The sequence below is a fragment of the Acaryochloris marina MBIC11017 genome, assembly GCF_000018105.1.
Taxonomy (GTDB): domain Bacteria; phylum Cyanobacteriota; class Cyanobacteriia; order Thermosynechococcales; family Thermosynechococcaceae; genus Acaryochloris; species Acaryochloris marina.
In genome coordinates this window covers 2,509,737-2,536,311 of record NC_009925.1, presented here as the reverse complement: position 1 = coordinate 2,536,311, position 26,575 = coordinate 2,509,737, and the positions used below count along the sequence as shown (strand labels likewise).

General features: G+C 49.1%; 24 protein-coding genes. 10 read left to right on the top strand and 14 right to left on the bottom strand.

Annotation, left to right across the window (positions count from 1 at the left end; genetic code table 11):
- The first annotated feature begins 170 nt into the window (after positions 1-170).
- From AM1_RS11310 to AM1_RS11290, 5 genes are all read left to right on the top strand, one after another.
- On the top strand, positions 171-2,765 hold the full coding sequence (locus AM1_RS11310) for an AAA-like domain-containing protein (protein ID WP_012162974.1): 2,595 nt from the start codon (positions 171-173) through the stop codon (positions 2,763-2,765).
- A gap of 59 nt (positions 2,766-2,824) precedes the next feature.
- Positions 2,825-6,370, top strand: a complete 3,546-nt coding sequence (locus tag AM1_RS11305) for a WD40 domain-containing protein (RefSeq protein WP_012162973.1) — start codon at positions 2,825-2,827, stop codon at positions 6,368-6,370.
- 180 nt (positions 6,371-6,550) lie between these two features.
- On the top strand, positions 6,551-7,723 hold the full coding sequence (locus AM1_RS11300) for a histidine kinase (protein WP_012162972.1): 1,173 nt from the start codon (positions 6,551-6,553) through the stop codon (positions 7,721-7,723).
- A gap of 151 nt (positions 7,724-7,874) precedes the next feature.
- A complete protein-coding gene (locus AM1_RS11295) occupies positions 7,875-8,144 on the top strand; it encodes a photosystem I reaction center subunit IV (RefSeq protein WP_012162971.1) in 270 nt (89 codons plus the stop codon).
- A 41-nt stretch (positions 8,145-8,185) separates the two neighbouring features.
- A complete protein-coding gene (locus AM1_RS11290; protein ID WP_012162970.1) occupies positions 8,186-9,040 on the top strand; it encodes a DNA-formamidopyrimidine glycosylase in 855 nt (284 codons plus the stop codon).
- Here the strand turns inward: AM1_RS11290 and AM1_RS11285 are convergent.
- Positions 9,037-10,161: an ATP-binding protein gene (locus tag AM1_RS11285; RefSeq protein WP_012162969.1), complete on the bottom strand. Its 1,125-nt coding sequence runs from the start codon at positions 10,159-10,161 to the stop codon at positions 9,037-9,039. The genes AM1_RS11290 and AM1_RS11285 overlap by 4 nt on opposite strands.
- Before the next feature lie 147 nt (positions 10,162-10,308).
- On the opposite strand from AM1_RS11285, the gene AM1_RS11280 reads away from it, so the two are divergent.
- Entirely contained in the window at positions 10,309-10,734 is a 426-nt protein-coding gene (locus AM1_RS11280; RefSeq protein WP_012162968.1) for a hypothetical protein, read from the top strand.
- An 82-nt stretch (positions 10,735-10,816) separates the two neighbouring features.
- Here AM1_RS11280 and AM1_RS11275 read toward each other — a convergent pair whose 3' ends face one another.
- The 10 genes from AM1_RS11275 to AM1_RS42140 all read right to left on the bottom strand — a co-directional run bounded on the left by AM1_RS11275 (position 10,817) and on the right by AM1_RS42140 (position 20,984).
- Positions 10,817-11,788: a gliding motility protein GldB-related protein gene (locus AM1_RS11275; RefSeq protein ID WP_187152933.1), complete on the bottom strand. Its 972-nt coding sequence runs from the start codon at positions 11,786-11,788 to the stop codon at positions 10,817-10,819.
- A gap of 186 nt (positions 11,789-11,974) precedes the next feature.
- Entirely contained in the window at positions 11,975-12,520 is a 546-nt protein-coding gene (locus tag AM1_RS11270) for a YcxB family protein (RefSeq protein WP_012162966.1), read from the bottom strand.
- A gap of 277 nt (positions 12,521-12,797) precedes the next feature.
- Positions 12,798-14,402, bottom strand: coding sequence for a photosynthetic/respiratory NAD(P)H-quinone oxidoreductase subunit D1 (gene ndhD1, locus AM1_RS11265; RefSeq protein WP_012162965.1), 1,605 nt, complete (start codon positions 14,400-14,402; stop codon positions 12,798-12,800).
- Positions 14,403-14,458: 56 nt separating this feature from the next.
- The gene (locus tag AM1_RS11260; RefSeq protein ID WP_012162964.1) at positions 14,459-16,522 is read right to left on the bottom strand and encodes an NAD(P)H-quinone oxidoreductase subunit 5; all 2,064 of its coding nucleotides are present in this window, start codon (positions 16,520-16,522) and stop codon (positions 14,459-14,461) included.
- 181 nt (positions 16,523-16,703) lie between these two features.
- Positions 16,704-17,054 carry a thioredoxin family protein gene (locus AM1_RS11255; protein ID WP_012162963.1) on the bottom strand — a complete coding sequence of 117 codons (351 nt, stop codon included), beginning with the start codon at positions 17,052-17,054 and terminating at the stop codon, positions 16,704-16,706.
- A 45-nt stretch (positions 17,055-17,099) separates the two neighbouring features.
- Entirely contained in the window at positions 17,100-17,822 is a 723-nt protein-coding gene (locus AM1_RS11250) for an NnrU family protein (RefSeq protein ID WP_012162962.1), read from the bottom strand.
- Between the two features lie 12 nt (positions 17,823-17,834).
- On the bottom strand, positions 17,835-18,653 hold the full coding sequence (locus AM1_RS11245; RefSeq protein ID WP_012162961.1) for a hypothetical protein: 819 nt from the start codon (positions 18,651-18,653) through the stop codon (positions 17,835-17,837).
- A 59-nt stretch (positions 18,654-18,712) separates the two neighbouring features.
- Positions 18,713-19,606, bottom strand: a complete 894-nt coding sequence (locus AM1_RS11240) for a S66 peptidase family protein (protein WP_012162960.1) — start codon at positions 19,604-19,606, stop codon at positions 18,713-18,715.
- Positions 19,607-19,610: 4 nt separating this feature from the next.
- Positions 19,611-20,699, bottom strand: a complete 1,089-nt coding sequence (locus AM1_RS11235) for a glycosyltransferase family 4 protein (RefSeq protein ID WP_012162959.1) — start codon at positions 20,697-20,699, stop codon at positions 19,611-19,613.
- A gap of 141 nt (positions 20,700-20,840) precedes the next feature.
- Positions 20,841-20,984 carry a hypothetical protein gene (locus AM1_RS42140; RefSeq protein ID WP_012162958.1) on the bottom strand — a complete coding sequence of 48 codons (144 nt, stop codon included), beginning with the start codon at positions 20,982-20,984 and terminating at the stop codon, positions 20,841-20,843.
- A 339-nt stretch (positions 20,985-21,323) separates the two neighbouring features.
- Between AM1_RS42140 and AM1_RS11230 the strand changes: the two genes are divergently transcribed.
- The 4 genes from AM1_RS11230 to AM1_RS11215 all read left to right on the top strand — a co-directional run bounded on the left by AM1_RS11230 (position 21,324) and on the right by AM1_RS11215 (position 23,471).
- Positions 21,324-21,551 (top strand): Calvin cycle protein CP12, encoded by a 228-nt coding sequence (locus AM1_RS11230; protein ID WP_012162957.1) that lies wholly within the window; start codon positions 21,324-21,326, stop codon positions 21,549-21,551.
- A 93-nt stretch (positions 21,552-21,644) separates the two neighbouring features.
- Entirely contained in the window at positions 21,645-22,517 is an 873-nt protein-coding gene (locus AM1_RS11225) for a fructosamine kinase family protein (protein WP_012162956.1), read from the top strand.
- A gap of 188 nt (positions 22,518-22,705) precedes the next feature.
- Positions 22,706-22,969, top strand: coding sequence for a Calvin cycle protein CP12 (locus tag AM1_RS11220; RefSeq protein ID WP_010475692.1), 264 nt, complete (start codon positions 22,706-22,708; stop codon positions 22,967-22,969).
- Positions 22,970-23,054: 85 nt separating this feature from the next.
- Positions 23,055-23,471, top strand: coding sequence for a VanZ family protein (locus AM1_RS11215; RefSeq protein ID WP_012162955.1), 417 nt, complete (start codon positions 23,055-23,057; stop codon positions 23,469-23,471).
- Positions 23,472-23,654: 183 nt separating this feature from the next.
- Here AM1_RS11215 and AM1_RS11210 read toward each other — a convergent pair whose 3' ends face one another.
- The 3 genes from AM1_RS11210 to AM1_RS11200 all read right to left on the bottom strand — a co-directional run bounded on the left by AM1_RS11210 (position 23,655) and on the right by AM1_RS11200 (position 26,568).
- Positions 23,655-24,239 carry an acyl carrier protein gene (locus tag AM1_RS11210; protein WP_012162954.1) on the bottom strand — a complete coding sequence of 195 codons (585 nt, stop codon included), beginning with the start codon at positions 24,237-24,239 and terminating at the stop codon, positions 23,655-23,657.
- Between the two features lie 291 nt (positions 24,240-24,530).
- The gene (locus AM1_RS11205) at positions 24,531-25,901 is read right to left on the bottom strand and encodes a hypothetical protein (protein WP_012162953.1); all 1,371 of its coding nucleotides are present in this window, start codon (positions 25,899-25,901) and stop codon (positions 24,531-24,533) included.
- A 91-nt stretch (positions 25,902-25,992) separates the two neighbouring features.
- Complete coding sequence (locus tag AM1_RS11200) at positions 25,993-26,568, bottom strand: tRNA-(ms[2]io[6]A)-hydroxylase (RefSeq protein WP_012162952.1); 576 nt, start codon at positions 26,566-26,568, stop codon at positions 25,993-25,995.
- Between the last annotated feature and the right edge of the window lie 7 nt (positions 26,569-26,575).

Sequence of the window (26,575 nt, the reverse complement as noted above, 5' to 3'; positions counted from 1 at the left end):
ACAACATCAAAATCACTACAACCGTATCCACAAGCAGTTAGGATACGGTTGGGTTTTGGTATTTGCCGACCATCCCACCTCCTCTTTGCCCACCCAACGCGAGACAATAGGTCTAATCGCGTTAGTCGCTGCGTAGAGACAGTTAACTCCTCACACAAGCATTAGAGATTATGCTCGGTCGAACCCTCGGTGGACGATATCAAGTTCAGGAAACCCTCGGTGGGGGTAGTTTTGGTCAGACTTATTTGGCCGTGGATATCCACCGACCTGAGCGTCCGCAATGTGTGGTCAAACATCTGAAGCCAGCCAAACGGGATCCTGAGTTTCTGCCAAAAGCCCGGTCTCTCTTTGAACGGGAAGCCGTCATGTTGGAGAAACTGGGAAGTCACGATCAGATTCCGCGCTTATTAGCCTACTTCGAAGAAAAGCAAGAGTTTTATCTGGTTCAGGAGTATATTCCTGGTCACCTCCTGCGCAAAGAATTACCCCAAGGCTGTCAATGGTCAGAAGAACAGGTCACCCAACTGTTGCAAGATATCTTGTCCATCCTGGCCTTTATTAACCAGTTCAACGTTATTCACCGGGATATCAAGCCCGAAAATATTATTCGTCGGCAGCAAGATGGTCGGCTGGTCCTGATTGATTTTGGGGCTGTCAAGCAGCTACGTAAAGAACTGAGCAGCGATCCCCACCAGCCGCTGCCCGTGGGAGGGACAATTGCCATTGGCACCCCTGGCTATATGGCTCCTGAACAGGCCCAAGGCCGCCCCCGAGCCAATAGCGATCTCTATGCCTTAGGGATGATTGGTATCGAGGCTTTTATTGGCAAAAACCCCACCCAATTTACCCAAACGGCCCAGGGCGAAATTGACTGGCAGGAAGAAGTACCCGTCAGCCCAGCTTTAGGGGATGTGCTGCAGCAAATGGTCCGCTACCACTTCCAATATCGGTATCAATCTGCAGAAGACGTGCTCAAGGAGCTGCAAGAGCAACCATCGTCAGGATGGTTTAAAAAAGTCGGTAAGATGTTGCGATCGCCCGTGCAAAACCTGTGGGCAGGTGAACCGGGTTTAGCCGAAGAACGCAGCTATCAGACGACGCCGCAAGTGGCTCGTCCCGCCGACTTTCCTGGCAACTCAATGGGGTCTGATTCCCTCTCTGCGGATCCGGAGAGTGCGACCCAGCCTTTTGCAGAGGTGACGAGTCAGGTCTTTATTAGTGCATTAAACCGGGAACCGGAACTGCAGGTGGCCAAAGATTTATTCGCAGCCATTAAAGGTGCAGGCTATCAGCCCTTTATGTCCACCCAAAGTTTGGAGCTAAAGGAGAATTGGGCCCAGCATATTGATCACGCCCTCAAAGCCTGTGATTTTTATATTCTGCTGTTGTCACGGGCCTCAGCCCATAGCGAGCTGATGTTGCAGGAAGTGAGAGCGGTCAAAGCACTGCATCAGAGTCGAGCGGAACAGCGACCGCAAATTGTGCCCATTCGGGTGGATTTGCCCATGGATGGCTCCTTGAATTATGAACTTCGAGGCTATCTCCATCGCTTGCAGCAGCGTATTTGGCGGTCTGCCAGTGATACCCCGAACCTCGTCCAAGATATTTTATCCGCCTTAGATGCCAGTGACTCCTTAACTAAAACGGCGGATCAAGGCAGTTCTGGATCATTCCCGACCGTACCGCCGCCTAAACAAGGATCGGATGCGCCGCCTTTGCCCGTTGCTGAACCAGAATTACCGGAAGGGCAGGTCAATGTGGCGTCCGCGTTTTATATTGAGCGGCCACCGATAGAACTACGCTGTGCGGAAACGGTGGTGCAACCGGGTTCCTTAATTCGGATTAAAGCGCCTCGGCAAATGGGCAAAACCTCGTTGATGGCCCGCATTCTGCACGAGGCCTCCAGCCAAGGGTTGAACACGGTGTCCTTGAACCTGCAATTAGCAGATGGCAAGGTGTTTACGGATCTGGATAAGCTGTTGCAATGGCTCTGTGCTAGTGTTAGCCGTCGCTTGCGCTTACCTAATCGGATTTCTGAAACTTGGGACGATATTTTTGGCAGTAAATATAATTGCACCGCCTATTTTGAAGAATATATTCTGCCAGAGCTAGATGGCCCGCTGACGCTGGCCCTGGATGAAGTCGATCGAGTCTTTGAATATCCTGAAATTGCCAGCGACTTCTTTGGCCTGTTGAGAGCCTGGCACGAAGAAGCCAAAAACCAAGAGATCTGGCAAAGGCTACGGCTGATTGTGGTCCATGCTACTGAGGTCTATATCCCCCTCAATACCAATCAGTCCCCCTTTAATGTCGGCTTACCGATTGACTTACCCGAATTTTCCTTGGCCCAGATTAGCCAATTGGCTGAGCTGCATACCCTAGATTGGGATGAAGCCCAAACTTCCCAGCTTCAAACCCTGATCGGTGGTCATCCCTATCTGATCCGGCTGGCCCTGTACCACGTGGCCAAGGGAGATATGAGTGTAGAACAACTGCTCGAAACGGCACCGACTGAAGCAGGACTATTCCGCGATCACTTACGCGGTCATTGGTGGAATTTGCAACAGCATGCTCAGTTGGCTGAAGCCTTTATCTCCGTCGTCACGTCTGAACAGGCGATCTCCCTAGAACCGTCTGTGCTGTTTAAGCTGCATAGCTTAGGACTGATTCGGTTGGTCGGCAATGGAGCGCAACCCCGCTGCGATTTGTATCGTCAGTATTTTGCAACGGTGGCCGCTGACAAAGGGGCCAGCGAATCAGGGTGATATTTTGAGACTATTGGCTTGTCTTCTAGGGACGGCCCATTGCTGGTTATGGTTTGCCTATGGATACCTCTGTTTCAGGCTGGACGCCAGACACTTCCCCCATTAATCCCTATCAGGTCGGGGGCAGCTTACCGGTCGATGCTCGCACCTATGTGGTTCGTCAGGCCGATCGTGACTTGTATCAAGCCCTAAAAGCGGGGGAATTCTGCTACGTGCTCACGGCTCGGCAGATGGGCAAGTCCAGCTTGCGGGTCCACACCATGAAGCGATTAACCGTAGAAGGGTTTGCCTGTGCGTCCATTGATGTCACTAAAATTGGTAGCCAGAATATTACCGCTGAGCAATGGTACGCCAGTCTGATTGGGGCCTTGGTCAGCGAATTTAAGCTGGGAGACAAGTTTCAGTTGCGGTCTTGGTGGCGCGATCGCACCCTGTTATCCCCCGCCCAACGCCTCACCGACTTTATCGAGCAGGTGCTGTTTGCCCATGTTCCCCAGAACATGGTGATCTTTATCGATGAAGTCGATAGCTTACTCAGCCTTAGCTTTTCTGCTGATGATTTCTTTGCCCTACTGAGAGCCCATTACAACAGCCGGGTGGATCGCGATGACTTTAAGCGCCTCACCTTTGCCCTATTCGGCGTCGCTACTCCCTCACAACTGATTCAAGACCAGCAGCGTACCCCCTTTAATATTGGCCGAGCCATTCACCTGCGGGGTTTTCAGTCCTCAGCGGCTCGGCCGCTCACTGCCGGGCTGAGTGATGTGTCCGAACAACCAGAACAGCTTGTGCAAGCGGTTTTAGCCTGGACGAATGGGCAACCTTTTTTGACCCAAAAGCTGTGTAAGTTTCTAACGACAGGTGCCACTATTCCCCCAGGCACGGAAGCACAGGCTGTGGCCGATTTGGTGCAATCGCGCCTTCTCCATAGCTGGGAGGCCCAAGATGAACCAGAGCACCTACGGACCATTCGCAATCGCCTACTGCAAAATGAACAGCGAGCGGGGCGGCTACTTGGCAGTTATCAGAAACTATTAGACCAACCTGATTGGCAAGTGGGTATCCCCACAGACAATAGTTCTGAACAGATGGAACTCCTATTGTCGGGATTGGTGATTCAGCAACAAGGACAGCTTTATATTCACAATCGCATTTATGCCAAAATCTTTGATTTGGCTTGGGTGGAACAGCAGTTGGCGCAATTGCGCCCCTATGCTGATGTGATGCAATCCTGGTTAAGGTCTGACGGACAAGATATGTCTCGGCTACTTCGCGGCGAAGCTTTACGGGAGGCGTTGGCCTGGGCCAACACCAAAAGCTTAAGCGACCAGGACTATCAGTTTTTTAGTGCGAGCCAAGACGCCGATAAGCAAGAAGTCGAAGTCAGCCTCGCCACGGAGCGCCAGTCTAAGAAAGCGATTGAAGAGGCCAACCATATTTTGACGGAGGCCCATGGTAAGGCCCGTCGCATTGTACGAGTTGCGATCGCAGCCTTAGCGATGGTCTCGGGAATCTCCGTCTTAGCCATTGCCGTCGGCATTCGTACGGGGCGAGATCTACAAGAATCCCAGCAGAGTCTTGCCTTAGAACAGGAAGGGGTGCTTACCCTCCGACAGTTCCCCACCAACCAGCTGCAAGCTTTGCAGTCTGCCATTGAGCTGGGCCAAAAACTACAAGACTTGGTTCCTGCCAAACGCCAGTTGCAGGACTATCCCACCGTCAAACCCCTGTTTGTGCTGCAGAGTATTCTGGACAATATTTATGAAACCAATACTTGGCAGGGGCATAAGGGACGGATTTATAGTGGTTCCTTTAGCCCGAAGGGCGAGCAGTTAATCACTGCAGGAAAAGATGGCTATGTCCGGATCTGGTCTCTAACCGGTGAACAGCTGCAAGAGTTTCAAGCTAATCCTGAAGGCATTCGGTTTGCAGCGTTCCTTAAAAATGGTCAGGTCTTGACCCTCACTCCGATGGGACAACTCCAGTTCTGGGATGCTGAAGGTGACCTCCAGTCAACGGCTTCCCAGAAGATCGGCAAACTTAGAAGCATTCGGTTTAGCCCGAACCGTGACCAATTTGCCACGGCATCTACCGATGGCCAGGTGTATCTTTGGAATCAAACGGGGCAGCTGCTGGCGCAGTTCACGGCCAACAATGGATCCGTCAGTAGTTTAAGTTTCAATCCTGATGGACAGACCGTGATAACTGTCGGTGCAGACGGTACGATGCAGGCCTGGACGCTATCGGGACAGAAACTGAGGGAATGGAAAAGCCGCATTAATCCTAACCTCAAGCTCAATAGTGTGAGCTTTCTCCCGGATACAGTCCCTGGGACCGCTTCCTCAAGTCAGCAGAATCAACGATTTGCCATGGTGGGTACGGATGGCCTAATTCGTCTTTGGAGTGCATCTAGTACTCAGCCCTTAAATGTATGGCGAGGCAGTCAAACGTCTTTGTATTTGATTGATGCCAGCCCCATAGGCCAAAAATTGGTGACCCTGGGGGAAGACAGCACGATTCGAATTTGGGACTTTGCCGGGAGAAAACTGGCGGAGCTGAAAGGACATTCTGGTTTGGTGAGTAGCGCTAGCTTTAGTCCAGATGGTCAAAGTCTGTTGACCACAGGTAGAGATGGCAGTCTCCACCTATGGAACCTCGCTGGCCAGCGCCAATGGGCAGGCCAACATAAAAGTATTTGGAGTATTGCCCTACATCCTCAGCAAGATACCGTAGCGACAACCGGTAAAGATGGCATGTTGCGGTTGTGGCAAAAAGATGGCACCCTGCTGTGGGAAAAACAAGCCCACAATAAAGGGAACGATGTCGTCTTCAGTCCCGATCAAAAGCAATTAGCGACAGCGGGTGAAGATGGCTATGTCCGCATGTGGAATTTACAGGGCCGTAAGCTAGAAGACCATCTCGTTGATAAAGAAGGCGTGTATTCCCTGAGCTATGGTCCCAAGGGTGAGATGTTAGCGGCGGCGGCCAATGATGGGACCGTCCACCTATGGGATTTTCAAACCAAAGACCATCAACAATTTGAAGCCTCTACCCAGCCCCTATGGGCAATCCGATTTAGCCCTGATGGTAAGCAACTCGTGACGGCGGGCAAAGAGGGACAAATCAAAGTCTGGACACCCTCTGGTAAAAAACTGCGACAATTTGATGCTCAGCAAGGGTGGCTCAGTGATGTCCGCTATACCCCAGATGGCCAGCAGATGGTGACGGTGGGCAAAGATGGCTCTGTCAAATTTTGGTCGACTAAGGGCCAGTTGCAACAAGAGTTTCAGAGTCATCCTAATGATATTCTACGCCTGGTGCTCAGTGCGGATGGACAACGGCTGGCAACATCTGGCCAAGACGGGATTGTTAAAATTTGGACGTCTAAAGGGCAACAGCTAGCAGAATTGATGGGGCATCAAGGTGCAGTGTATAGTCTGCAATTTGCAGCGGATGGTCAATCTTTGATGACGGTGGGTAAAGACGATGCCATTCGGATCTGGCAAACTGGTACTCTCCCGCAACTCTTGCAGCAAGGATGTCGATGGTTACAGACTTATCAACAGCGACACCCTGATGCCACAAATCCTTGTACTCGGCGCTAGAATGGGCGGATGGGGGCATTCTAAAGGGCAATTAGGATTTCAAGGCTCGATATCTATAGTTAGCCTGATCCTCTATGGGGCATTGTCAATTAATATGAAGTTAAATCAGTATGTGTGAGTCACTCATTGGTATCTTCTGACTAACTCCCATGCCTATTCTGTTCTGATCTGATCACCGGAATGAGATCATCTTCCGAGACCCCCACTGACCATCTACAATCTGTAGTTAAGTCGGATGCTTCACTACAGCTGCTGTTGTTTGTGGATAAACGTACAACGGCTAAAGAACAGATTCTCCAAATATCGAAATATTTAGATACCCTAAAACCAGACTGTGACTTTGATTTGCATGTAGTTGAAGTCTCTGAACAACCCTATCTGGTTGAATACTACAAACTGGTGGCGACGCCAGCATTAGTTAAAATTCGGCCTGAGCCGCGACATATTTTGGCAGGCAGCAACTTGGTTTCTCAGTTGGAAGAGTCCTGGCCCTATTGGCAGCATGCCCTCTCGGCGAATGATCTGCTGGATGACCAACTGAATGTAGAGGAAGATACAACCTCCTTTGCTGACGCTGCGCAACTGATGCAGCTTTCGGATCAAATGTTTCGTCTGCGACAAGAGAATGAAGCCTTGCAGGATCAGCTCAAGTTCAAGGATCGCATGATTAACATGTTGGCCCATGATCTTCGTAATCCATTAACGGCGGCGACCATTGCGTTAGAGACTTTAGCGGGACAATGGGATGAGGACAATGAGGTCATTCGAAATTTATCTTCAGCTTTGCTGCAACGCTTGACGAAACATGCTCATGCCCAAACCCAAATTATTGAGCGCATGATCACCAATTTGCTAGAGGCCTCTCAAGGGAGTGAACCCGACCTCAAAACTCATCCTAAGCAGCTGGACTTGGGGGGACTGTGCCAAGAAATTGCTTTGAGGGTCCAAAATGCTCTTAAAGCTAAATCCCAGACTTTGAAGAGTGATATCCCACCTGATATCCCCAATGTTCATGCCGATGCCGATCAAGTGCAGCAGGTGATTCTTAACTTGCTGGATAATGCGATGAAATATACGCCAGAGGGTGGAGAAATTCAACTTTTAGTTTTGCATCGCACGACGCAAAAGGTGCAGGTTAGTATTTGCGACAATGGCTTAGGGATTCCCCAGGAAAAGCAGCAATATATTTTTGATAACCAGTATCGCCTAGATCGGGATCAAGACGAGTCAGGATATGGCATGGGGTTAGCCCACTGCAAACGGATTGTGGGGAACCACTATGGTGAAATTTGGGTGGATTCTGCGCCCAATCACGGCAGCTCTTTCCACTTTACGCTGCCCGTTTATCGTTGATATGGATCCCAAAATGTCACTAGATGAACGATAAAGTTATCAATTTTGATAACAGTTATAAAATTTTATAGATTTTGGCATAGGACTGCACCAAGACCATAGTAGTCTGAGATCAATGCTTCGTTTGCAATTTCAATAAGGTAAAAGATTCATGGTTCAACGCGGTTCTAAGGTTAGAATTCTCCGCCCGGAGTCTTACTGGTTTCGTGAAATCGGCACCGTTGCCTCCGTTGATCAAAGCGGTATTAAATATCCTGTGATTGTTCGTTTTGATACCTGTAATTACAACGGGATCAGTGGCACGGCTGCTGGTATCAACACCAATAACTTCGGGGTTCACGAACTGGAAGAAGTTGAGGCACCCAAAGGGGGTAAGAAACCTGCTGCTAAGCCTGCTGCAGCGCCTAAGGCAGAAGGCTAACTTACCTTCGTGTCTACTCTTCGTCCCAACAGTCTGTTTTAATGCCTGAGCTACCTGAAGTAGAAACAGTTCGGCTGGGCTTAGAAAAGGTGACTGTTGGGATGCAAATTATGGGTGGCGAAGTTCTCTATCCACGAACGATTGCTCATCCTCAATCGCCACAAGTATTTATTCAAGGGTTGCAAGATGCAACCTTTTTATCATGGATGCGACGTGGAAAATATTTACTGAGTCAGCTTTCTTTCTCTACTCAGCAGCCGTCGGGATGGCTGGGTGTTCACCTACGCATGACAGGGCAATTGCTCTGGGTGGCGCAAGATGAGCCCGTCCAGAAACATACTCGAGTGCGTCTATTTTTTGTGAATAACCGCGAGCTCCGATTTGTAGATCAGCGGACCTTTGGCCAAATGTGGTGGGTGGCTCCGACGGAAGATCCAAAACAAGTGATTAGTGGTCTACAGAAGTTGGGACCCGAGCCATTCTCTGAAGAGTTTTCTGTAGACTATTTTTGGGAATCGTTACAGGGGCGCAAGCGTTCCATTAAAAGCGCCCTGTTAGATCAGGCTTTGGTGGCAGGAGTCGGCAATATCTATGCAGATGAAGCCTTATTTATGAGTGAGATTCGCCCCACGACAGCGTGCCATCAGCTGCAGACGGAACAGGTGCAGCGACTACGAACGGCGATTATTGAGGTTTTGTCGACCAGTATTGGCGCGGGTGGGACCACCTTCAGCGACTTTCGAGATCTCAAAGGGGTGAACGGGAATTATGGCGGTATGGCTTGGGTCTATGGACGCCAAGGTCAACCCTGTCGAACCTGTGGTCAAACCATTGAGCGGATCAAACTCGTTGGCCGTTCCACCCATTTTTGCCCTCAATGCCAACCGGAATCCTAGAGAATTTCGCGGCTAGCTCTATATAAGTCACTCCAGTTGTCTCGCTCTTTGACTACAGTTTCCAGATATTCTTTCCAGACCACTTGATCTTGAACGGGATCTTTGACCACGGCACCCACTAGACTAGACACTAAGTCATGAGCCTGGAGGGAGCCATCTCCAAAATGGGCAGCCAGGGATAAACCACTATTGACGACGGAAATGGCTTCTGCCGTGCTGAGGGTGCCACTGGGCGATTTGAGTTTGGTTTTACCGTCTTCTGTCTTGCCGCTACGTAATTCCCGAAAAATAGTGACGACCCGTCGAATTTCAGCGAGAGCTGGCGCTTCAGCTGGAAGATCAAGGGCTGTCTTTAAGCTTTGCACCCGCTCTTGGACAATTTTGACTTCAGAGTCAGCATCATCGGGTAAGGGCAGAACGACGGTGTTAAAGCGACGCTTTAGAGCGCTAGACAGGTCATTTACGCCTTTGTCTCGGTTGTTAGCGGTGGCAATTACATTAAAGCCTTGGGTGGCTTGAATCTCTTCTCCGAGTTCGGGAATGGGCAACGTTTTCTCAGATAAGACGGTGATCAAGGTGTCTTGGACATCCGCAGGAATTCGGGTGAGTTCTTCGATGCGAGTGATTTTGCCCTGGCCCATGGACTGCATGAGAGGACTCGGCACGATCGCATCTAGGGAGGGACCTTCTGCTAAGAGCTTGGCGTAGTTCCAGCCATATCGAATCGCATCTTCACTGGTGCCAGCGGTGCCTTGGATGAGTAAGGTGGAATCTCCTGAGATCGCAGCTGCTAAATGTTCTGATACCCAAGACTTAGCTGTCCCTGGAACCCCATACAGCAGTAAAGCACGATCCGTTGTCAGGGTGGCAATGGCGATTTCCATCAGTCGCCGATTGCCAATATATTTAGCGGAGATTTCAAAGCCGTTTTCTAAGGTGCCACCTAATAAATAGGTGGAGACGGCCCAAGGCGAAAGCTGCCAGTTTGCGGGACGTTGACGCGTGTCTGCTTTGCGAAGTTCTTCCAGTTCGGCTGCAAACTGTTGCTCGGCATGTTGTCGCAGAATTGCAGTTTGAGGCTCGAATGTTTTCGAGGACTGTTTTTTTGTCTTAGCAGCCATAGCGTATTGCAAAAGATCAGAGACACTGGCAATTATCAGGTATTTTGGCTATCGTGGCTCTTCCTTTGCCAAGATGATTTGATGTAAAGGTTAATTGACTGGAAGCTAGCCTTCAAGATTATTGTGAATCACGAGAGACTAAAGTACTTGCAGCTTCAACCGCAGATTCTCAAGATCTTTACAGATCCAAAATTCCAGGATGAAGCAACGGAGGATGTAATTTCAGAAGAGATTATCGCTCTCGCTGAAACGGTAAGTTGGAACCCTATAGTCCGAGTCTTGATCACGATTCTTCTTGACGTGTCCCTGATGCATTATTGGTATGACGTGGTAGCGTGTCTTTTCTGCTGTGATTGCCACCAGCGTGACTTACCGTGTGATTCTAATTACCTCATTGCCTTGCTGTACGATTGCTTACGCATCAGCCCCGTCCTAGGTCAGAGTGGGCTCGATCAGGATAATGTACATAACATGGTGTGGAGTATTGTTCATCAACTGAAAGGAGTTGGATATCTGGCTGATTATGAGCCGCAGGCTGATCCAGAAGTCATCAAACATCAAATCATACGTTGAGGTTGTTCTGTTATGTATGACTTGCAACTTATAGGTAGATGAATCAATTATTTAATCTCTTTTTAACTTTGTTTTTGAGTGCTTACAATATCGTTCTATCCCTTTGAGTTACTGAGATATTCTGCATATCTTGTTCAAGGGCCTGCCAAAACTCTTTGGGTGAAACTGACAACAACTCTTGAAGGGGGCGCTCTGGGTTTTGGCGAACCCATGCTTTAACTGCTAAAAAGCCCACATAGTAACCCGTACGATCTGGTGCACCAGGGACCGACTGCAATGGTTTGTGAAGTTGGAGAAAAGTGGTCATTTGCTGAGGGTCAGTGACATGCCGCTGTTGAGCAAAGGCTTGGATAATGGCTTGACGATGTTTTTCTGCTGCTTGCCATTGTTCGGGTGACCAGAACATCGCATCTGCATCGCTTAAATGGCCCTGAATAGCTTGAGCGAGATATGTGGGAACGCCTTCTAGCATGGTCCGAGTCAGCAAAGTGGTCTCTTTCGGCAGCACTAACCCTTGCAGAGTATGAATCGTTTCATGCACTATTGCTGATTCCCAATGGCGCTGACGCGCAAGGGCTACTAAATTGAGATAAACATGAGTTTTGCCATCTTTTGTTGTTGCACCACTTTGCGTTTGAGCATTGGTGCCCCGTCGGTATCCATAGGCCAAATAATAGACGGTGGGATAACGAGGTTGGATTCCAAGCGCCTTGATCGTTTTTTGGCGTAAACGTTTAACCTCTTGAGTTAAATCTCGTTGGTTGAAATAGGCTCGGGTTCTAACATTATCTTGAGCGATTGCATGATTAGAAAACGCGATTTTTGCATATAGCTTAGGGGCATTATGGCCGAGCCTGGCATAGATGGGTTGATGCTCAGCAATCACTTGGGCCAAGCGGGTGATATCGCTTTGGGTAGGAGGTGTTGGAGCAGCTTGTAGAGCTTGATCAAACGCTTGATCGAGACGAACGACCTGAAAAGGCCTCGCTTGCTGCTCTTGAGCATAAACCTGTGGTGTCATTACCGCTGCTGGAACGCAAACGACCAAACTCATCCATTTCTGCATGGTATTGCTGGCTTCAAAGAGCACAAATTACGAGGAAGTGAAGCTGACACCAATACTGGCATGGTTTTGACAAACGTGTTGCTAAGTTGACTGAATATCGAAAAACAGTGTGAGGCATGTCGGAACGGTTCAAGGTGCAACTCTTGTAGCGAAAAGAAGTGATGCTTGGAAATGTCAAATGCAAGCTTGAATCACACTTCTAAACGCATCTATATGCTGCTTGGATTCTAGGGCTCGTTTGGGAATGAACGTGCATTGACGCTGGTATCTGAAGTCGAAAATAAACAAGTGTTCTGTTTCGCGCCATCGGCGGATCTGTTGCCATAAAAGTCGTTTGCGATCAAATTGATCGAGTTTATCCAGGTAAATGCCTGTTTCATTCACCATTGTTTGCCGATGACCGATGCGTGTTGGGTCTTGGGCTATGGCTCGATTAATGATCCGACGCCTCTGTTTAGAGAGAACTTGGGGTTGCATAACGATAGAAAAGATCAAGCCAACCAAAGCGTAAAAAACTAATATCCAGCGAACAAACAGTGGATCGTATTCTGATTCAGCAGCATAGAGTTGGTCGTAAAATAGGCTCGAGATTAGACAAAATAGGATCAAGCCTGTTGGGACACCACGAACTACTATCCATTGAAACCAAGGGCGAGAGAACCATGTCATATCAGCCTCAAGATAGTCTTCAGCCGTGATCTCATATTGAAGATTGAACATAGATGGCAGTCTGAACTATGAAGGTTTTCGGTGATAACAATATCTGCTCTTATAGAACCCATATCAAAGCTGGGCTGAGCGTTGATATGGCAATAGTTTGAAAGATTGAAAATATCGTTTGAACAAGTGAGACTGAGGGGGGCAATGCCCCCAAGATTCTGAATAGTTGGTAGAGATGTCTCAATCGATGTCAAATGTCAGAAACCCCCACACTGAATTTCAGCATGGGGGTTTGTATACCTATTAAATAAATTTTAGGTGTGAAATAGTGAGCGACTTACTTAATCGCGGGAGCTTGATAAGAGCTGTCCATCTCAATATCGGAAACAGATGCCACTGTAGCCGCCTCTCGCATGGCTATAGAAGGAACAGAGGGGCGAATATAAGCCACTAACTGGGTGGTCTTGGCATCGTAAATCTGGGTAATGATTTTGGGATAGAGGCCAATACCAATAATGGGCACGAGTAAGCAGGCAATCACAAAGATTTCCCGAGGTTCGGCATCGACTAGCTTCTCGTGGGACGTGAGTTCTTTGTTCTCAGGGCCATAGAAGATTTCCCGCAGCATGGACAGCAGATAAATTGGCGTCAGAATGACACCAATGCCTGCCAAAATCACCACCGGTACGCGGAAAGCGAGGCTATAGGCATCGCTGGTGGCTAGTCCAACAAACACCATCAGTTCCGCGACAAAACCGCTCATCCCTGGTAGGGCTAAAGACGCCATGGAACAGGTGGTGAACATGGCAAAGATTTTGGGCATATTCTGGGCCACGCCTCCCATCTCTTCCAGGATCAAAGTGTGAGTGCGATCGTAAGTCGCTCCCACTAAAAAGAAGAGACTAGCACCAATCAAGCCGTGAGAGACCATTTGCAGAACGGCACCACTCATTCCCAAATCCGTAAAGGAGGCAATGCCGATCAGGACAAAGCCCATATGGGAAATGGATGAATAGGCGATTTTTCGTTTGAGATTGCGCTGGGCAAACGAGGTGAGGGCCGCGTAAATAATATTGACGACACCCAGAATAATCAGAGCGGGAGCAAAATAGGCATGGGCATCAGGGAGTAACTCCACATTCATGCGAATTAACGCATAGCCTCCCATCTTTAGGAGGATTCCGGCCAACAGCATATGGACTGGAGCTGTGGCTTCGCCGTGGGCATCCGGTAACCAGGTATGTAGGGGCACAATTGGCAACTTGACTGCAAAGGCAACCAAAAAGCCCGTGTAACAGAGCAGTTGGAACGTTAACGGATAATCTTTTGCCGCTAGGGACTGCAGGTCAAAGGTGAGGTCGGGACCAAAGAAGGCCATTGCCAAAGCTGCTACCAGAATAAATAGGGAGCTGATGGCGGTATAGAGAATAAATTTCGTCGCTGCGTAAAGCCGTTTGTAGCCGCCCCAAATGGAGAGCAACAGATACACTGGCACTAATTCCAATTCCCAGACCAAGAAAAAGACCAGCAGATCTTGAACAGCGAACACCGCAATCTGACCACCGTACATGGCCAAAATCAAGAAATAGAAAAGTCTGGGCTTATAGGTAACGGGCCAGGAGGCCAGGATCGCTAAAGAAGTAATAAATCCCGTAAGCAAAATCAGGGGCATGGATAAGCCGTCTGCCCCAACAGACCATTGCACCCCTAGTTGGGGCAGCCAGTCGTAGTGTTCCACCATTTGCAGCCCAGACTCGGCAAAGTCGTACTGGGTGTAAAAGGCGTAGATCAATAACACAAAATCAATCAGGCCAATCACCAGTGCATACCAGCGAATGGGATCACCTTTACCCTTTGGATCTGGAATAAAGGGCAGGGCGACGGTGGCCATAATTGGGAAGAAAATCAGGGTTGACAGCCAAGGAAATGTATCTGGATTCATGAACCGCTATCTCTATTCAACGGATTGAGCAACGACGAGGAAAAAATGAAAAGACTTTAGATGACCGTGGCAATCGAGATCCCCAAGACTGCCATAAAGATGATGAACAGGTAGAACTGGATACGGCCACTTTCCAAGTACTTAAGCCCTTCCCCAGTCAATACTGCGAGGAATCCAGCGAAGTTAACGATGCCATCGACGACTTTGAAGTCAACCTCTAGAACCTGACGAGCAATCCGGCGACAGCCCTTGATGATGGTGCGCTCATAGAGGTCATCAATAAACCACTTGTTGAGGGAGAACTCATAGAGGGATGGGAACCGGTTTGAGATCGCAGCCGGATCCACTTTCCGAGTCCGGTACATCAGCGAAGCCAGAGTAATGCCGATTAAAGCGATACCGACGGAATTTCCGGCCATCAGCAGAAACTCGGACCATTCAAACTCAGCCGCTGCTTCAAGGGCTGCATTGGCTTCACCGGGAGCATAAATAAAAGCTTCAAACCGGTTGTTAAAGGGCATTCCTAGCAAACCGATGGCAATGGAGGGAATCGCTAACACCATGAGCGGCAAGGTCATGGTAATCGGAGATTCATGGGGTTCATCCGCATGGTGATGATCGTCATGATGATGAGCCTCTTGCTCAGCCACCATAGTCAACTCCCGGGGATCCATGGCGCCAGGGCCGAAGTTGAGGGCTGGAGATTTGCCATCAATCTGCTCACGCAAAGCATTGATATTACCCCGGAAGTCTCCTTCAAAGGTGGAGAAATACATCCGGAACATATAGAAGGCAGTCAGACCTGCCGTTAGCCAGCCCACCAACCATAAGGCTGGATTGGCTTCAAAGGCGGAACTGAGAATCTCGTCTTTAGACCAGAAACCCGCAAAAGGCGGAATACCGCAAATCGCTAGGCAACCGATTAAAAATGTGATGCCGGTATAGGGCATGTACTTGCGCAGGCCGCCCATCAGACGCATATCTTGGGCTAAAGCAGGGTTATGGCCCACCACCGCTTCCATACCGTGGATCACAGAGCCAGACCCTAGAAACAACATGGCCTTAAAGTAAGCATGGGTCATGAGGTGGAATAGACCTGCGGAGTAGGCACCGATGCCCATAGCCATCACCATATAGCCCAATTGGGAGATGGTGGAGTAGGCTAGACCCTTCTTAATATCGTTTTGAGTAACCGCAATCGTAGCGCCTAAGAAGGCGGTAATCGCGCCCGTCCAGGCAATAAACTGCATGGCGGTGGGGATGCCCGAGAATACAGGGAACATCCGAGCCACGAGGAAAACACCAGCGGCAACCATGGTCGCTGCGTGAATCAGGGCCGAAATGGGGGTCGGACCTTCCATGGCTTCGGGCAGCCAGACATGGAGGGGGAACTGGGCTGATTTAGCCATGGGTCCCATAAACACCAAAATAGCGAAGATGGCAGCCACCACCCCGCTGAGTTCACCGGTCGACACGAGGGACTGCAATCGCTCTCCCATAATGTCGAACTCAAAACTATTCGTTGCCCAGTACAGGCCTAAAATACCGAGCAGTAACCCAAAGTCACCGACTCGGTTTGTTACAAATGCTTTTTGGCAGGCGTTGGCGGCGGGCTTGCGGTCGTACCAGAATCCCACCAGCAGGTAGGAACACATCCCTACCAATTCCCAAAAAATATAAATTTGCACCAAGTTCGGGCTAACCACGAGCCCCAACATGGAGAAGCTAAATAGACTTAAATATGCATAAAACCTTACATAACCGGGGTCATGAGCCATGTACCCATCGGTATAGATCATCACCAGGAAGGCAACAGTGGTGACCACCACTAACATCAAGGAGGTCAGATGATCGATGGTATAGCCCATCGTCAGGTGAAATGCTCCTGCTGAGGCCCATTCAAAGGTCATCAGATAGGGCTCGTGACCTTGAATCTGACTCCATAAGATGGAGAAGGAGAGGACCATTGCCGCTCCCATCAAAGACACAATAAAGGCCGCGTTGATTTGACGGAGAGCGTTGGTTTGTTTGTTATAGGAAATTAACCCCAAACCTACGAGAAATGCACCGCCAAGTGGCAATACAGGGATAAGCCAAGCAAATTGATATAACGAATCCATCGTTGACGCTGTTTTCGATAAAAAACTTTACAGTTTGTAAAACATTTTACATTGTTACATATTGTCAGGCCCTTTTTCGACTGAGAAATCTTAAGATTAACCCATCGAATATGAGTCCCAAAGACTATTTGGGATATCTTGGAAAATTTTGGTTGTGAGCACTAAGGTATGTAAAGTTAGGTTACCCGGCAGACATTAGGGATGGAACAATCTTGCCGAGGGCTTTCTCTAGTAAGTTCAATGCTTCGGTGCGATCGCAAAACTGGTCAATTCGGTGAACCAGACGGCCCTGCTGGAATAGCAACAAACTCGGAATATTCGTGAGCCGATATTGGCTGGCAATGAGAAAATTTTCGTCGGCATTGATGGTGACAATTTTGAGTGCCGAACCGTAATCTGCTTGTACCTGGATCAGCATCGGCTCCACCCAACGACAGACTCCACACCAAGGCGCCCAAAAGCTAACTAGAACGGGCGTCTCAGATTGTAAAACGTCTGGGTTGAAAGTCTGGGTACTAGTCGTAGACAGCATGCTCAACGGTGTTTTAAACAAGAGATTTTATAAGCTGGGATCATGCTACCAGCGAACGTTGAATGCTGCACGCATCATTAAGGGATGGGCAATCCAAAATAGCCAAACAAAGCCAGCCACCCCGACATAGGCAGGCTTCAAAAACTCTTTTAGCTGGAAGGTTTGTTTGCCCTGGGCAATAGCTAGAAAGGGCACGATGGAGGTGCGCGCTTTGACCGCTGCAAAGGCATCTCCATAGCGTTTAGCCAAACGCTGATCGCCATGCCAGACGCCAAATAGGTGATAGCCAATCAATCCCAAACAGGTGGCTAGGGTAAAGGAGGTGCCCACCCAAAGTAAATGGGCGATGCACCAAATCACCTGGCCCACCATTTGGGGATGGCGACAAATGCGAATAATGCCAGTTTCGTAGAGATGGACCTGGGGCTTCTGGATGGCCGCAATTTCAAGCAGGTTAAACGTAGCAGGATAGAGAAAAATAAAGGAAATCGCTGATAAAGCCCAAATGAAGCTTTTTAAACCAGGGGTGCCCTGCAATTGCCAGAGCAACACCCCATCGTAGCGATGCTTAAGAAAATAGCCGATTACAATCACAGCGACGGTGATGCTGGCCAAGGCAAAAATCACGCGATAAAGTCGTGCCCCTAATTTTTTCTCTGCGGCCATCCGTAGGGAGGCCAAGCCGCTATGGGTTAACCCAAAGCCGCCCAGTAAGGCCAACATGATGAAGTGAGAGGGAGCAAACCAAGAATGGGGATCAGTGGACATTTCGAATCATACTCAAACAGACTGCCAAGACGTGTCCCCCCGGATGAGGCGAATTTGGGCCAGAGTAAAGATTACCGGAATGACGCGCCCGTAGTTGGTTGCGATCGCACGCCAACCCAGGTCTGCAAACAAGCCAATCCACAGGGCTGAACTCACTACCGTCAACGCCCCACGCATCACGCCATATCGAGCTGCATTCCAAGCCATACCGCGCCGTGCTGCTTGCACCGCGATTTGTCCTTCGATTTGGGGGGCTGCTTGTCGAGCCACTTGATACACTGCCATCTGAGCCGCAAATTGCCGCGCCAGATGCTTTAACAGCAACGGGCGCAACACTGATGATACGGCTAAAGCGCTGCTTCCTTCCAGCAGCCATCGTCGGAGATCCGTTTGGCAATTAACGGGTAAAGGCGTTCCAGGGGCCTCAGCCAACACTTTTTGGATTCGCTGTTGCAGCTGCTCCTGCTGATTCTCTGGTAGCTTTTGCCAAACTTCCTTGATCAGGTTCAAATAGATTTCAGCTTCCAAATCTGTAGTGGATAGGGTGGGGGAATATTTTATCTTCAAGTGACGGCTAACCTGAACCAGAACCTGGCGATAGCTCAAGGTTTCCGTTTGCCCTTTGAGGACTGTAAACCCGTCGGCGGCTACAAAGCGAAAGCGGTTTTCGATGGTTTCTAACCACTCTTGGCGACTAGCGGCTTGTACCTGATCCGGGGTGGGTTCTCGCAGGTAATCAAGGGGGTTATATCGGCGCCGAAACAGCAAATCCGTCAGGTCCTGCAATTCTTCTTCCGTCGCTAATTCTAGTGCCTGCCTCAGCTCGTTCATGCCTAGGGTCCTGATGGTCTCTACTTTTTACGATAGCGTACAGATTTGAGAGCTGATCCCTAGGGAGCGCCAACGGCCAATGTCCCCTGATCGCCATCTAACTGCGCGGGAACACCCACGGGTAAAGCTGCGTTGGGAGCGCCATGGCCAAAGGGTAACCCCGACACAATGGGGATACCTAAATCCCCCAAGCGATCGCGAAGGACTTCTTCCACCGTTAAGCTAGGAATCCCGGTAGGGGCTTCGCAATCGCTAAAGCGCCCTAGGGCAATACCTTTGACCTGCTTGAATACCCCACTCATCCGCCATTGGGTCAGCATCCGATCCAGCCGATAGGGCGCTTCCCCCACATCTTCTAGGGCTAAGATCACCTGGTCTAGCTTCGGGCAGAGAGATGTTCCTAAGATGTGGGTTGCCACTGTTAAATTGCCGGGTAATAAGATGCCAGTTGCTTTGCCCTGGCCCCAGCCTTTACCCGTTAGGGCGGGGATAGGGCGGCCAGAGAGCCAATCAAACAGTCTCTGCTGGGACCAGTCGGGTTCCTGGACCAAGGTGGTCATCACCGGGCCGTGAACACTAGCAATCCCCTGAGTGGCCAGTCCCCAGAGCAGAGCCGTCACATCGGAAAAACCCACCAGCCATTTGGTAGGGGTAGGGGGCCATTGCCAGTCTTCTAAAAGTCGAGCGCCGCCATAGCCGCCCCGTCCACAAAAAATGCCGGAGTAGTTGCCTTTGAGTCCTTCGATTAGGGCTTGTCTGCGCTGAGTATCGGTGCCAGCGAGATAGCCCCACTGGGCGGTGATGTTCGGGGATAGGCGGATGGTGTAGGAGTGAGATCGCAACACCGCAACACCTTGATCAAAATCCTGCCGCTCCCGGAGGGTGCCACTGGGCATTGTCACCCAAAGATCATCACCGGGTTGTAAAAAAGGAGGGAGCTGACAAGGCTGCATGGATTTATTGATCGGGTTGAGACAGGATTTTAACAAACCATTGCTCCAGGCGCTGGGCAAAAGCCGTCAGAGAGTACTCCTGCTCGGCCTGTTGGCGACAGATCTGTCGATCAATCTCAGGCAGTTTGTGAATGGCCTCCACTAAGCCATCGACACTATCGGGTTCGACGAGCCAGCCTGTTTTTCCTGGCTGGACAATTTCTGCGGGACCGCCTCGATGATAAGCAATCACTGGAACGCCACAGGCCAAGGCTTCAATCACAACATTGCCAAAAGCTTCCACCCAGCGAGGGGTCACGAGCAATCCCCGGCTATGGCGCAAGACTTCTTGCATTGCTGTGGTCTCCAGAAACCCTAGATAGTCAATGTTAGCGTTGGGAAACTGGGCCTGAATGTGGTCAAAATAGGCTTGATCTTGAATATGGCCCATAATTTTGAGAGCTTGCCCCGTTTGGTCGACGGCAGCGACTGCATCTTCTAAGGCTTTCTCGGGAGCAATCCGCCCCAGCCAACATAAATAGTCCTCTGGCTCAGGGGTGAATTGGTAAAGGTCTAAATTAAAGCCATTGCCGACGGGATAGCAGTGCTGGGCAAAGGGAAAGGTATTGGCCTGGGCTTGAGTATGGACGCCAATCGTATGGGGAAACTGATCGGCCATTTGACCGATAATTTGATCCATCGCATCCGAAAGCGACCCCATACTGATCAGATGGGCAACAGGTGTGTTTAAGAAGGGCGTTAAGTACAGAGGCAGCCAATCGTAGGCAAAGTTGATAATCAGGTCAAACTCAGACTGCAGAGCCAAAACCTGCAGCCACATATTGGCGAGAACTGAGTTTTCAGGAAGATGAATAGGGGTCTGGCGAGTTTGGGTTTGGGCTGGAATCTGGGGCGCTCCAGCCACGGTGATCACCTCATCTTGGGGCAACTGAGATTGCTGAGGTGCAACTACCTGGATGTGGTGGCCCTGCTGGGTTAAGGCATCCAGCATATTCAGGAGCGTCAGTTCTACTCCTCCCCCAACCCCAGATCCTAAAGGTCCTAGAGGAGTAGAGACAAATAGTAATCGATAGGATTGACCCGCAGCAATCAACGAGAAAGACCGATTGTATGACCTCAGCAGTCTAACAGAGTTAAACCACTACGGGAATGGGGATTCGAGAAAAAATTAACCGATGGATGAGAGGCTCAAACCATCGGTATATTGAAGGGCATAATATGGAATGATCCAGCCTTATGCAGCAGGATTGAGAGTAGCCTTCTCTTGACTGAGGGCCGTTACCACTTCGTCTACTTCATGGGGAGATAAGTGAGTCAGTTCTTGCACCCAGAATCGCAGCAGTTCTGTTTGGTCGGTATTGTCGCAGATAGTCATCATGTCAGACTCCGTTAGCTTCGATACCCATGAAGTATATCTATGCTTGCTATAAATCGGTTGTAGGCTGTGCTACAGCTTCATGAAAAATTGTGTAATCCTATTTACAATCATTCGATTAATGACTAGTTTTTGCTTCTGAAAGACTTATCTAGCGCTTTGCTAAGACATTCCTAAAACAGTGTTAAAGGGCACCCTATTTCTCTAGCCAGTCAATTACTGTGAGATATGGTTACACTAAATGCATGAACCAGAAACTCCTTTGGATGACCTAACTGCAGTATCAAAATACTGTCGTTTGCTCAGTTAAACACATAGATAAGAGTGGTTGAGAATTGACCTATGACCAATATCCAAGAAAAAATTGAAAAAGAGCTAGAGCAAGCCCGAGAAACTTGTGATACTAGCGGTGCCACTTCTGGTGAGTGTGCAGCAGCCTGGGATGCTGTAGAAGAGCTGCAAGCCGAAGCCTCCCATCAGCGTAAAGGTAATAACGAAGATAAAAACTCCCTTGAGCAATATTGTGATGATAATCCTGATGCTGCTGAGTGTCGGATTTACGATGACTAATTGCGCCGGTTTTCAGGTATTGATTCATTAGCTTCTTCGAAAAGGCAACCTCACTGAGGTTGTCTTTTTTCTGTCAGGGCTTAGGAGGTGTATATGTCTGTATGGACTGAGATTCAGCGCCAGATTAGTCAAATACAAGGGAAAGACTTTGCGATCGCAACTCGCAATTCTGTGGGCGGTGGCAGCATCAATCAGGCCTATCAGGTGAGTGACGGTCAGGAGCACTATTTCGTCAAACTCAATCAGGCCAGCAAAGTGGCGATGTTTGAAGCAGAAGCAGAGGGCCTCAAAGCCATGCAGGCGTCCCGCAGTATTCGGGTGCCGAAGCCGATAGGATGGGGCGCTGCCGAAGGACAAAGCTATATCATCCTGGAATGGATTCCCTTAGGCCATGGCGATTCCCAAGCGTGGTTTGCGATGGGGCAACAACTGGCCGCGATGCATCGCCAGGCTCATGATCAAGGTTTTGGCTGGCACCAGAACAACACGATTGGCGATACCCCTCAGCGCAATCCTTGGACTGAGAATTGGGGAGAATTTTTTGCTGAACATCGCATTGGCTATCAGCTCCAGCTGGCTCAACGACATGGCGGGCATTTTCGCCAGGGGGATGCGCTTGTGGATAAAATTCCTGCACTGTTGACTCACCCTGTCGCGTCCTCTTTAGTTCACGGCGATCTGTGGTCAGGCAATGCAGCCTTTAGTCAGGCCGGAGAACCAATTATTCTAGACCCTGCAACCTACTATGGCGATCGAGAAGTCGATCTTGCCATGACTGAGCTGTTTGGGGGATTCCCGCCAGCATTTTATCGGGGGTATCAAGCGGCTTGGCCCCTAGCCGAAGGCTATCAACAGCGTAAAACTCTCTACAATCTGTATCACATCCTGAATCACTTCAATTTATTTGGTGGTGGATATGCATCACAGGCCCAGGGAATGATTGAGCAGGTTTTAACAATGTGCTAGAGCAAAATTGGTCGGTACTATTACTGAGTTGATTTTGGGTTTGCCGAATAAACCGATCGAGGAGTTACGGGTTTCTACCGCTGTCGGTACGAGGACGGCCTAGCTAGGTTAGAGGAGAAGTCTTCAGAGTGACGATTTTACTTCATTAAGACTCAACTCTGACCACAATGATAGGAATGTGATTAACAATGCCCCTTACTTTAGAGACAGCTGCACCGACCCTTGAGCAATCTGTAGCCATGGAAACCCGTATGGAAGATGCCTTAAGCCAAGCTCGTGAAACGTGTGCGAGCGAAGGCGCGACTTCCAAAGCCTGTGCAGTTGCCTGGGATATCGTCGAAGAGCTCCAAGCTGAATATTCTCACAAGAAAGTACAAGAGCAGCCTTCTCAGTTTGAAGACTTTTGTGATGATAACCCTAATGCAGAAGAGTGCCGCGTTTACGACGTTTAAGGTGGCCGCACTTTATCCCATATTGGGCATTGAATAGAAGCGGAGGCTAGATTGGAGTCTCTTCTCAATTCACTTCCGCTTGCTGATGTCCTCGAAACTGAGATCGCACTCACGATTAAAGTGGCTAGCCCTTCTCTATGCCGCCTTGTTTGGCTGGATATTGGTTTTAGCCTATACCGGAAATTTACCGTCTCAACTGGCTATCATTCCCTACTATGACAAGTTGGGGCATGTCATTCTCTATGGCTTGGCTGCCTATCTAGGCCATCGTTTATTACATCCCTTTACCCTACGATTAGGCCGTTATCGTTTACCCCTATGGGTACTCGCGTTTAGTGGATGGACCTTAGCCGAAGAAGGGGCTCAGTTTTTTGCCCCGACTCGCTCCTTAGATGCGCTAGATCTAGTATGTAGCGTGCTGGGAATTTTGGTGGGATACTGGCTGGCCCGGCACCAACTGTCTCAGCATTCTGGTGCCTCGCAGCCTGTTTCAAAGCGTTAATACCAAGATAAAAAGCCCCGCAACTCTAGTCGTGGGGCTTTCTGAAATTGTGGTGATGTTTCCTTGGCAGAAAGACATCTGATTCTAGTTATGCCCTATTAGGGGGACGGATCTACCGTCCTAAACCCGTTTTCTGCATGACTTTGATGTAATTTCTGCGTGATTGTGTAGAATGCAGCTGTTTTATATGGCTATCGCTGATTCATAGTTAGCAGCCGGTTGATAGTCAGCATGAAGTTTAATTTGGTAGCCAATTACGTCCACCAGATGTTTAACGGTTTTAATCTGGGTCGTGGCTTGATGGGGGAATTTAATATCAAAAACTTCTTCTAGATCTCGCAAAATCTGAGTCAATTCCTTCTCATCAGCGAAATCTGCAATACGACTCGCCATACTGACTCGATGGGCATTGACATCTGTATAGTTGCAAATGATGGAGCAAGTCTTCAGGAATATCCATCTCACAGAGTCTACATTAGAACGGATGGGGGTTTTAGGCTGAGGTTGCCGTTCTTGTCTTTCGAGAGGTTTAGCAGCAGAAAACTGGCGTCTTTTCCGTTTCAGATGAATCGTAACCAAATCACGAACCATGGATAGCTCAACTTTATGGCCGCTGTAGGTATAGATTTTAGTCGCGATCTCCCAAACTAACTGATCTCGCTTGGATTCCAGATGTTCTAAATCTTGGCTAGTTTCTACATGATGATTCTCTAAATCATTATTGATGACCATCTTGAGAATACTAAGTGTATATTCCTGATCTTTCATTATTGAAATCCCCCTTTAGTAGTTGACAGACCTATCACTTGCACATATTGGTTTACGCGGTTAATTCCTTTGACAGGATCATTTGAGTAGTACTAAGCAACTCACTAGGCATAGATATGATGGGTGAGTGTCTGTATTTTGCTGCTAGCGTTTCGCAGACTTGTGTGTGTCTGAGAGACAACTTGGTTTGAATTTATATCACACTGACTGATGAAGAATCGGTAGGTTTTGAATCAATTCCAGCAACATCTATTGATTAGATAGGTGTTGGTATCAGTGAGATTTGCCTGCTTATGGGGTGAGACTTTGAGTCGGACCTACATAAGTTGGCAATTGTAATTCTAGCGTGCATAATTCTTGCATAATATCGAGAATTTTTGGAGAAGACGGCTGTAACTCCTGGTGGCTTACGGGCAATGAGTGTGGTGGCCTCTGAGAGAAGTTGCATAGGTTGGAACCCTTGAACAAAGTGATCGCTTCTGGAATCGGTAGAGAGGGCCAATAGTGATCTCTTTGATAATGCACAAATTTGAGCGTTCGAAAGGCATCAAACCAAACCCTTAGGTAAAACTGAAAATGCGGAAAATCCTGACATTGCTGGAAAGCTTGTTGGAGGGCTTGATCCACTTTGAGATGCAGTAAGGTTTCTAAGAGCGAAGGCGCTAGATGTTGTTGCTGCCACCAGGCTTGGAAACTCATCGTGACGTCAGGGAATGCATGGGGGCGCAGCCCTTGCCATAAGTGTTGTTCTAAGGCCAGCCAACGCTGTAGTTCTCCAAAAATTTGAGGGTGATAAAGGTGAAAACCTGGATCTTGGGACAGTTTAACCATTGCCGCTCCCGTGCCAAAAGGAACCCGATGGGATAACCGGGAAGACAGGACGACCGTCGGTTGTTTTAAGCGAATAACCTGTCCTGTTTTGGCCAGCTTATTGAGCATGTAGAAATCTTCCGCCGCTTGACGTTTGGGGAAACCCCGAACTTTGGCGTAGTGCTCCGCATTGATTTTTAACAAACTACCAATGGTTTGAAAAGCGTAGGGCGAACCGGCTTGAGCTAAGCCGAGAACGTAATATCGAAGAGAAATTTCATATTCCAGAATATCGGGATGGTGGGGATGGTGGCGGAAGGGATAAATGGCGACCGCCACGTCTGGGCCAAAGTTGGGGGTGGCAAAGTAATCTTCCGGTAACTGCACATCACCATCGCTACAGTAAATCCAAGGGGTTTGGATGGTCTGGGCGGCAATACAGGCCAGGGCAATATCACTACCAATTTTGCGGGCTAGCCCCACCCCCTGCTTGGGAGGTAGTTGTCGAGAAGAAGTGCAGCAATCGATGAGCAGCAAGGTATTTCCCGAGGGGTTGTTCACTACCGTAAACGGGAGCTGGGGGTGCGGTTGAAATTGTGCGAGAAACGCCTGGGTTCGCTGGATTTCCGCTCTATTTGCATCCTCTGAAGCATTGACTACTGCAACCACCAGCGTATGGTGAGTGCTGTTGGGCAAGATGCTCTCTAGGCAGTCGAGAGCTTCATCAAAAAGGGGAAGGACAAGAACATATTGATAGGTCTGGTCGAGGGCTGAGAGCCACTCGACTTGAATCATACGGGCAATAGGTTCGGCATAGTGGTCTAGATAGCGGCGGATGGCCTTAGAGATCATGAGGGGGCAGAAGCATAGAGAAGGATCGGAGACCACCGCACAATAGCGTGTCTGCTTTCGCCATAACAAGCAGAATGCTGCCTCCTATCCTCTAATGCAGCATGGCCCGATGGGGTAATTGATTCAAAATCTTCATTTCAGTCGCTAAGAGTTCATCTAGACGAGCCTGTAGGGCTACATTTGGACAATATTGTTCTGCGAGTTTGAAAAATAAGTTTGCATGCCTGGCCTCTGAATGGGCAATGGCTTGGTAAAAGCCTTTTAACGGTCCACTCGGCAAAGCTAAAGCAATTTTAGTGAAGCGTTCTAGGCCCCGAGCCTCAATAATTCCGGCGACCAGGAGCCGATCGAGAAAGTAATTTTCGGAGCCTTTACGAATCAGACCTCGCAGTTGATTGACGTAGGGGTCTTTGGCATCGGGAGGAATAGTTAAGTGGCGTTCTCGGATTAATTTGAAGACATCGCGATAATGGCTCAACTCCTCAATGGCTAAGTCAATCATGGCCGCCACTAGGTCTGGCTTGTCAGGATAGTGGGCTGCAAGGTTGAGGGCGACCCCAGAGGCTTTTTTCTCGTTGGCGGCATGATCGAGCAGGAAAGTGTCAAAGTCTGCCAGAACCGTTTGCAGCCAAGCGTCTGAACTATCGCAATGTAGGTGAATGGTCACACAGACG

Coding starts and splice junctions, on each gene's coding strand:
- AM1_RS11310 (WP_012162974.1), top strand. CDS start 171: ATGCTCGGTCGAACCCTCGGTGGACGATATCAAGTTCAGGAAACCCTC.
- AM1_RS11305 (WP_012162973.1), top strand. CDS start 2,825: ATGGATACCTCTGTTTCAGGCTGGACGCCAGACACTTCCCCCATTAAT.
- AM1_RS11300 (WP_012162972.1), top strand. CDS start 6,551: ATGAGATCATCTTCCGAGACCCCCACTGACCATCTACAATCTGTAGTT.
- AM1_RS11295 (WP_012162971.1), top strand. CDS start 7,875: ATGGTTCAACGCGGTTCTAAGGTTAGAATTCTCCGCCCGGAGTCTTAC.
- AM1_RS11290 (WP_012162970.1), top strand. CDS start 8,186: ATGCCTGAGCTACCTGAAGTAGAAACAGTTCGGCTGGGCTTAGAAAAG.
- AM1_RS11285 (WP_012162969.1), bottom strand. CDS start 10,161: ATGGCTGCTAAGACAAAAAAACAGTCCTCGAAAACATTCGAGCCTCAA.
- AM1_RS11275 (WP_187152933.1), bottom strand. CDS start 11,788: ATGAGTTTGGTCGTTTGCGTTCCAGCAGCGGTAATGACACCACAGGTT.
- AM1_RS11270 (WP_012162966.1), bottom strand. CDS start 12,520: ATGTTCAATCTTCAATATGAGATCACGGCTGAAGACTATCTTGAGGCT.
- ndhD1 (WP_012162965.1), bottom strand. CDS start 14,402: ATGAATCCAGATACATTTCCTTGGCTGTCAACCCTGATTTTCTTCCCA.
- AM1_RS11260 (WP_012162964.1), bottom strand. CDS start 16,522: ATGGATTCGTTATATCAATTTGCTTGGCTTATCCCTGTATTGCCACTT.
- AM1_RS11255 (WP_012162963.1), bottom strand. CDS start 17,054: ATGCTGTCTACGACTAGTACCCAGACTTTCAACCCAGACGTTTTACAA.
- AM1_RS11250 (WP_012162962.1), bottom strand. CDS start 17,822: ATGTCCACTGATCCCCATTCTTGGTTTGCTCCCTCTCACTTCATCATG.
- AM1_RS11245 (WP_012162961.1), bottom strand. CDS start 18,653: ATGAACGAGCTGAGGCAGGCACTAGAATTAGCGACGGAAGAAGAATTG.
- AM1_RS11240 (WP_012162960.1), bottom strand. CDS start 19,606: ATGCAGCCTTGTCAGCTCCCTCCTTTTTTACAACCCGGTGATGATCTT.
- AM1_RS42140 (WP_012162958.1), bottom strand. CDS start 20,984: ATGATGACTATCTGCGACAATACCGACCAAACAGAACTGCTGCGATTC.
- AM1_RS11230 (WP_012162957.1), top strand. CDS start 21,324: ATGACCAATATCCAAGAAAAAATTGAAAAAGAGCTAGAGCAAGCCCGA.
- AM1_RS11225 (WP_012162956.1), top strand. CDS start 21,645: ATGTCTGTATGGACTGAGATTCAGCGCCAGATTAGTCAAATACAAGGG.
- AM1_RS11220 (WP_010475692.1), top strand. CDS start 22,706: ATGCCCCTTACTTTAGAGACAGCTGCACCGACCCTTGAGCAATCTGTA.
- AM1_RS11215 (WP_012162955.1), top strand. CDS start 23,055: ATGTCCTCGAAACTGAGATCGCACTCACGATTAAAGTGGCTAGCCCTT.
- AM1_RS11210 (WP_012162954.1), bottom strand. CDS start 24,239: ATGAAAGATCAGGAATATACACTTAGTATTCTCAAGATGGTCATCAAT.
- AM1_RS11205 (WP_012162953.1), bottom strand. CDS start 25,901: ATGATCTCTAAGGCCATCCGCCGCTATCTAGACCACTATGCCGAACCT.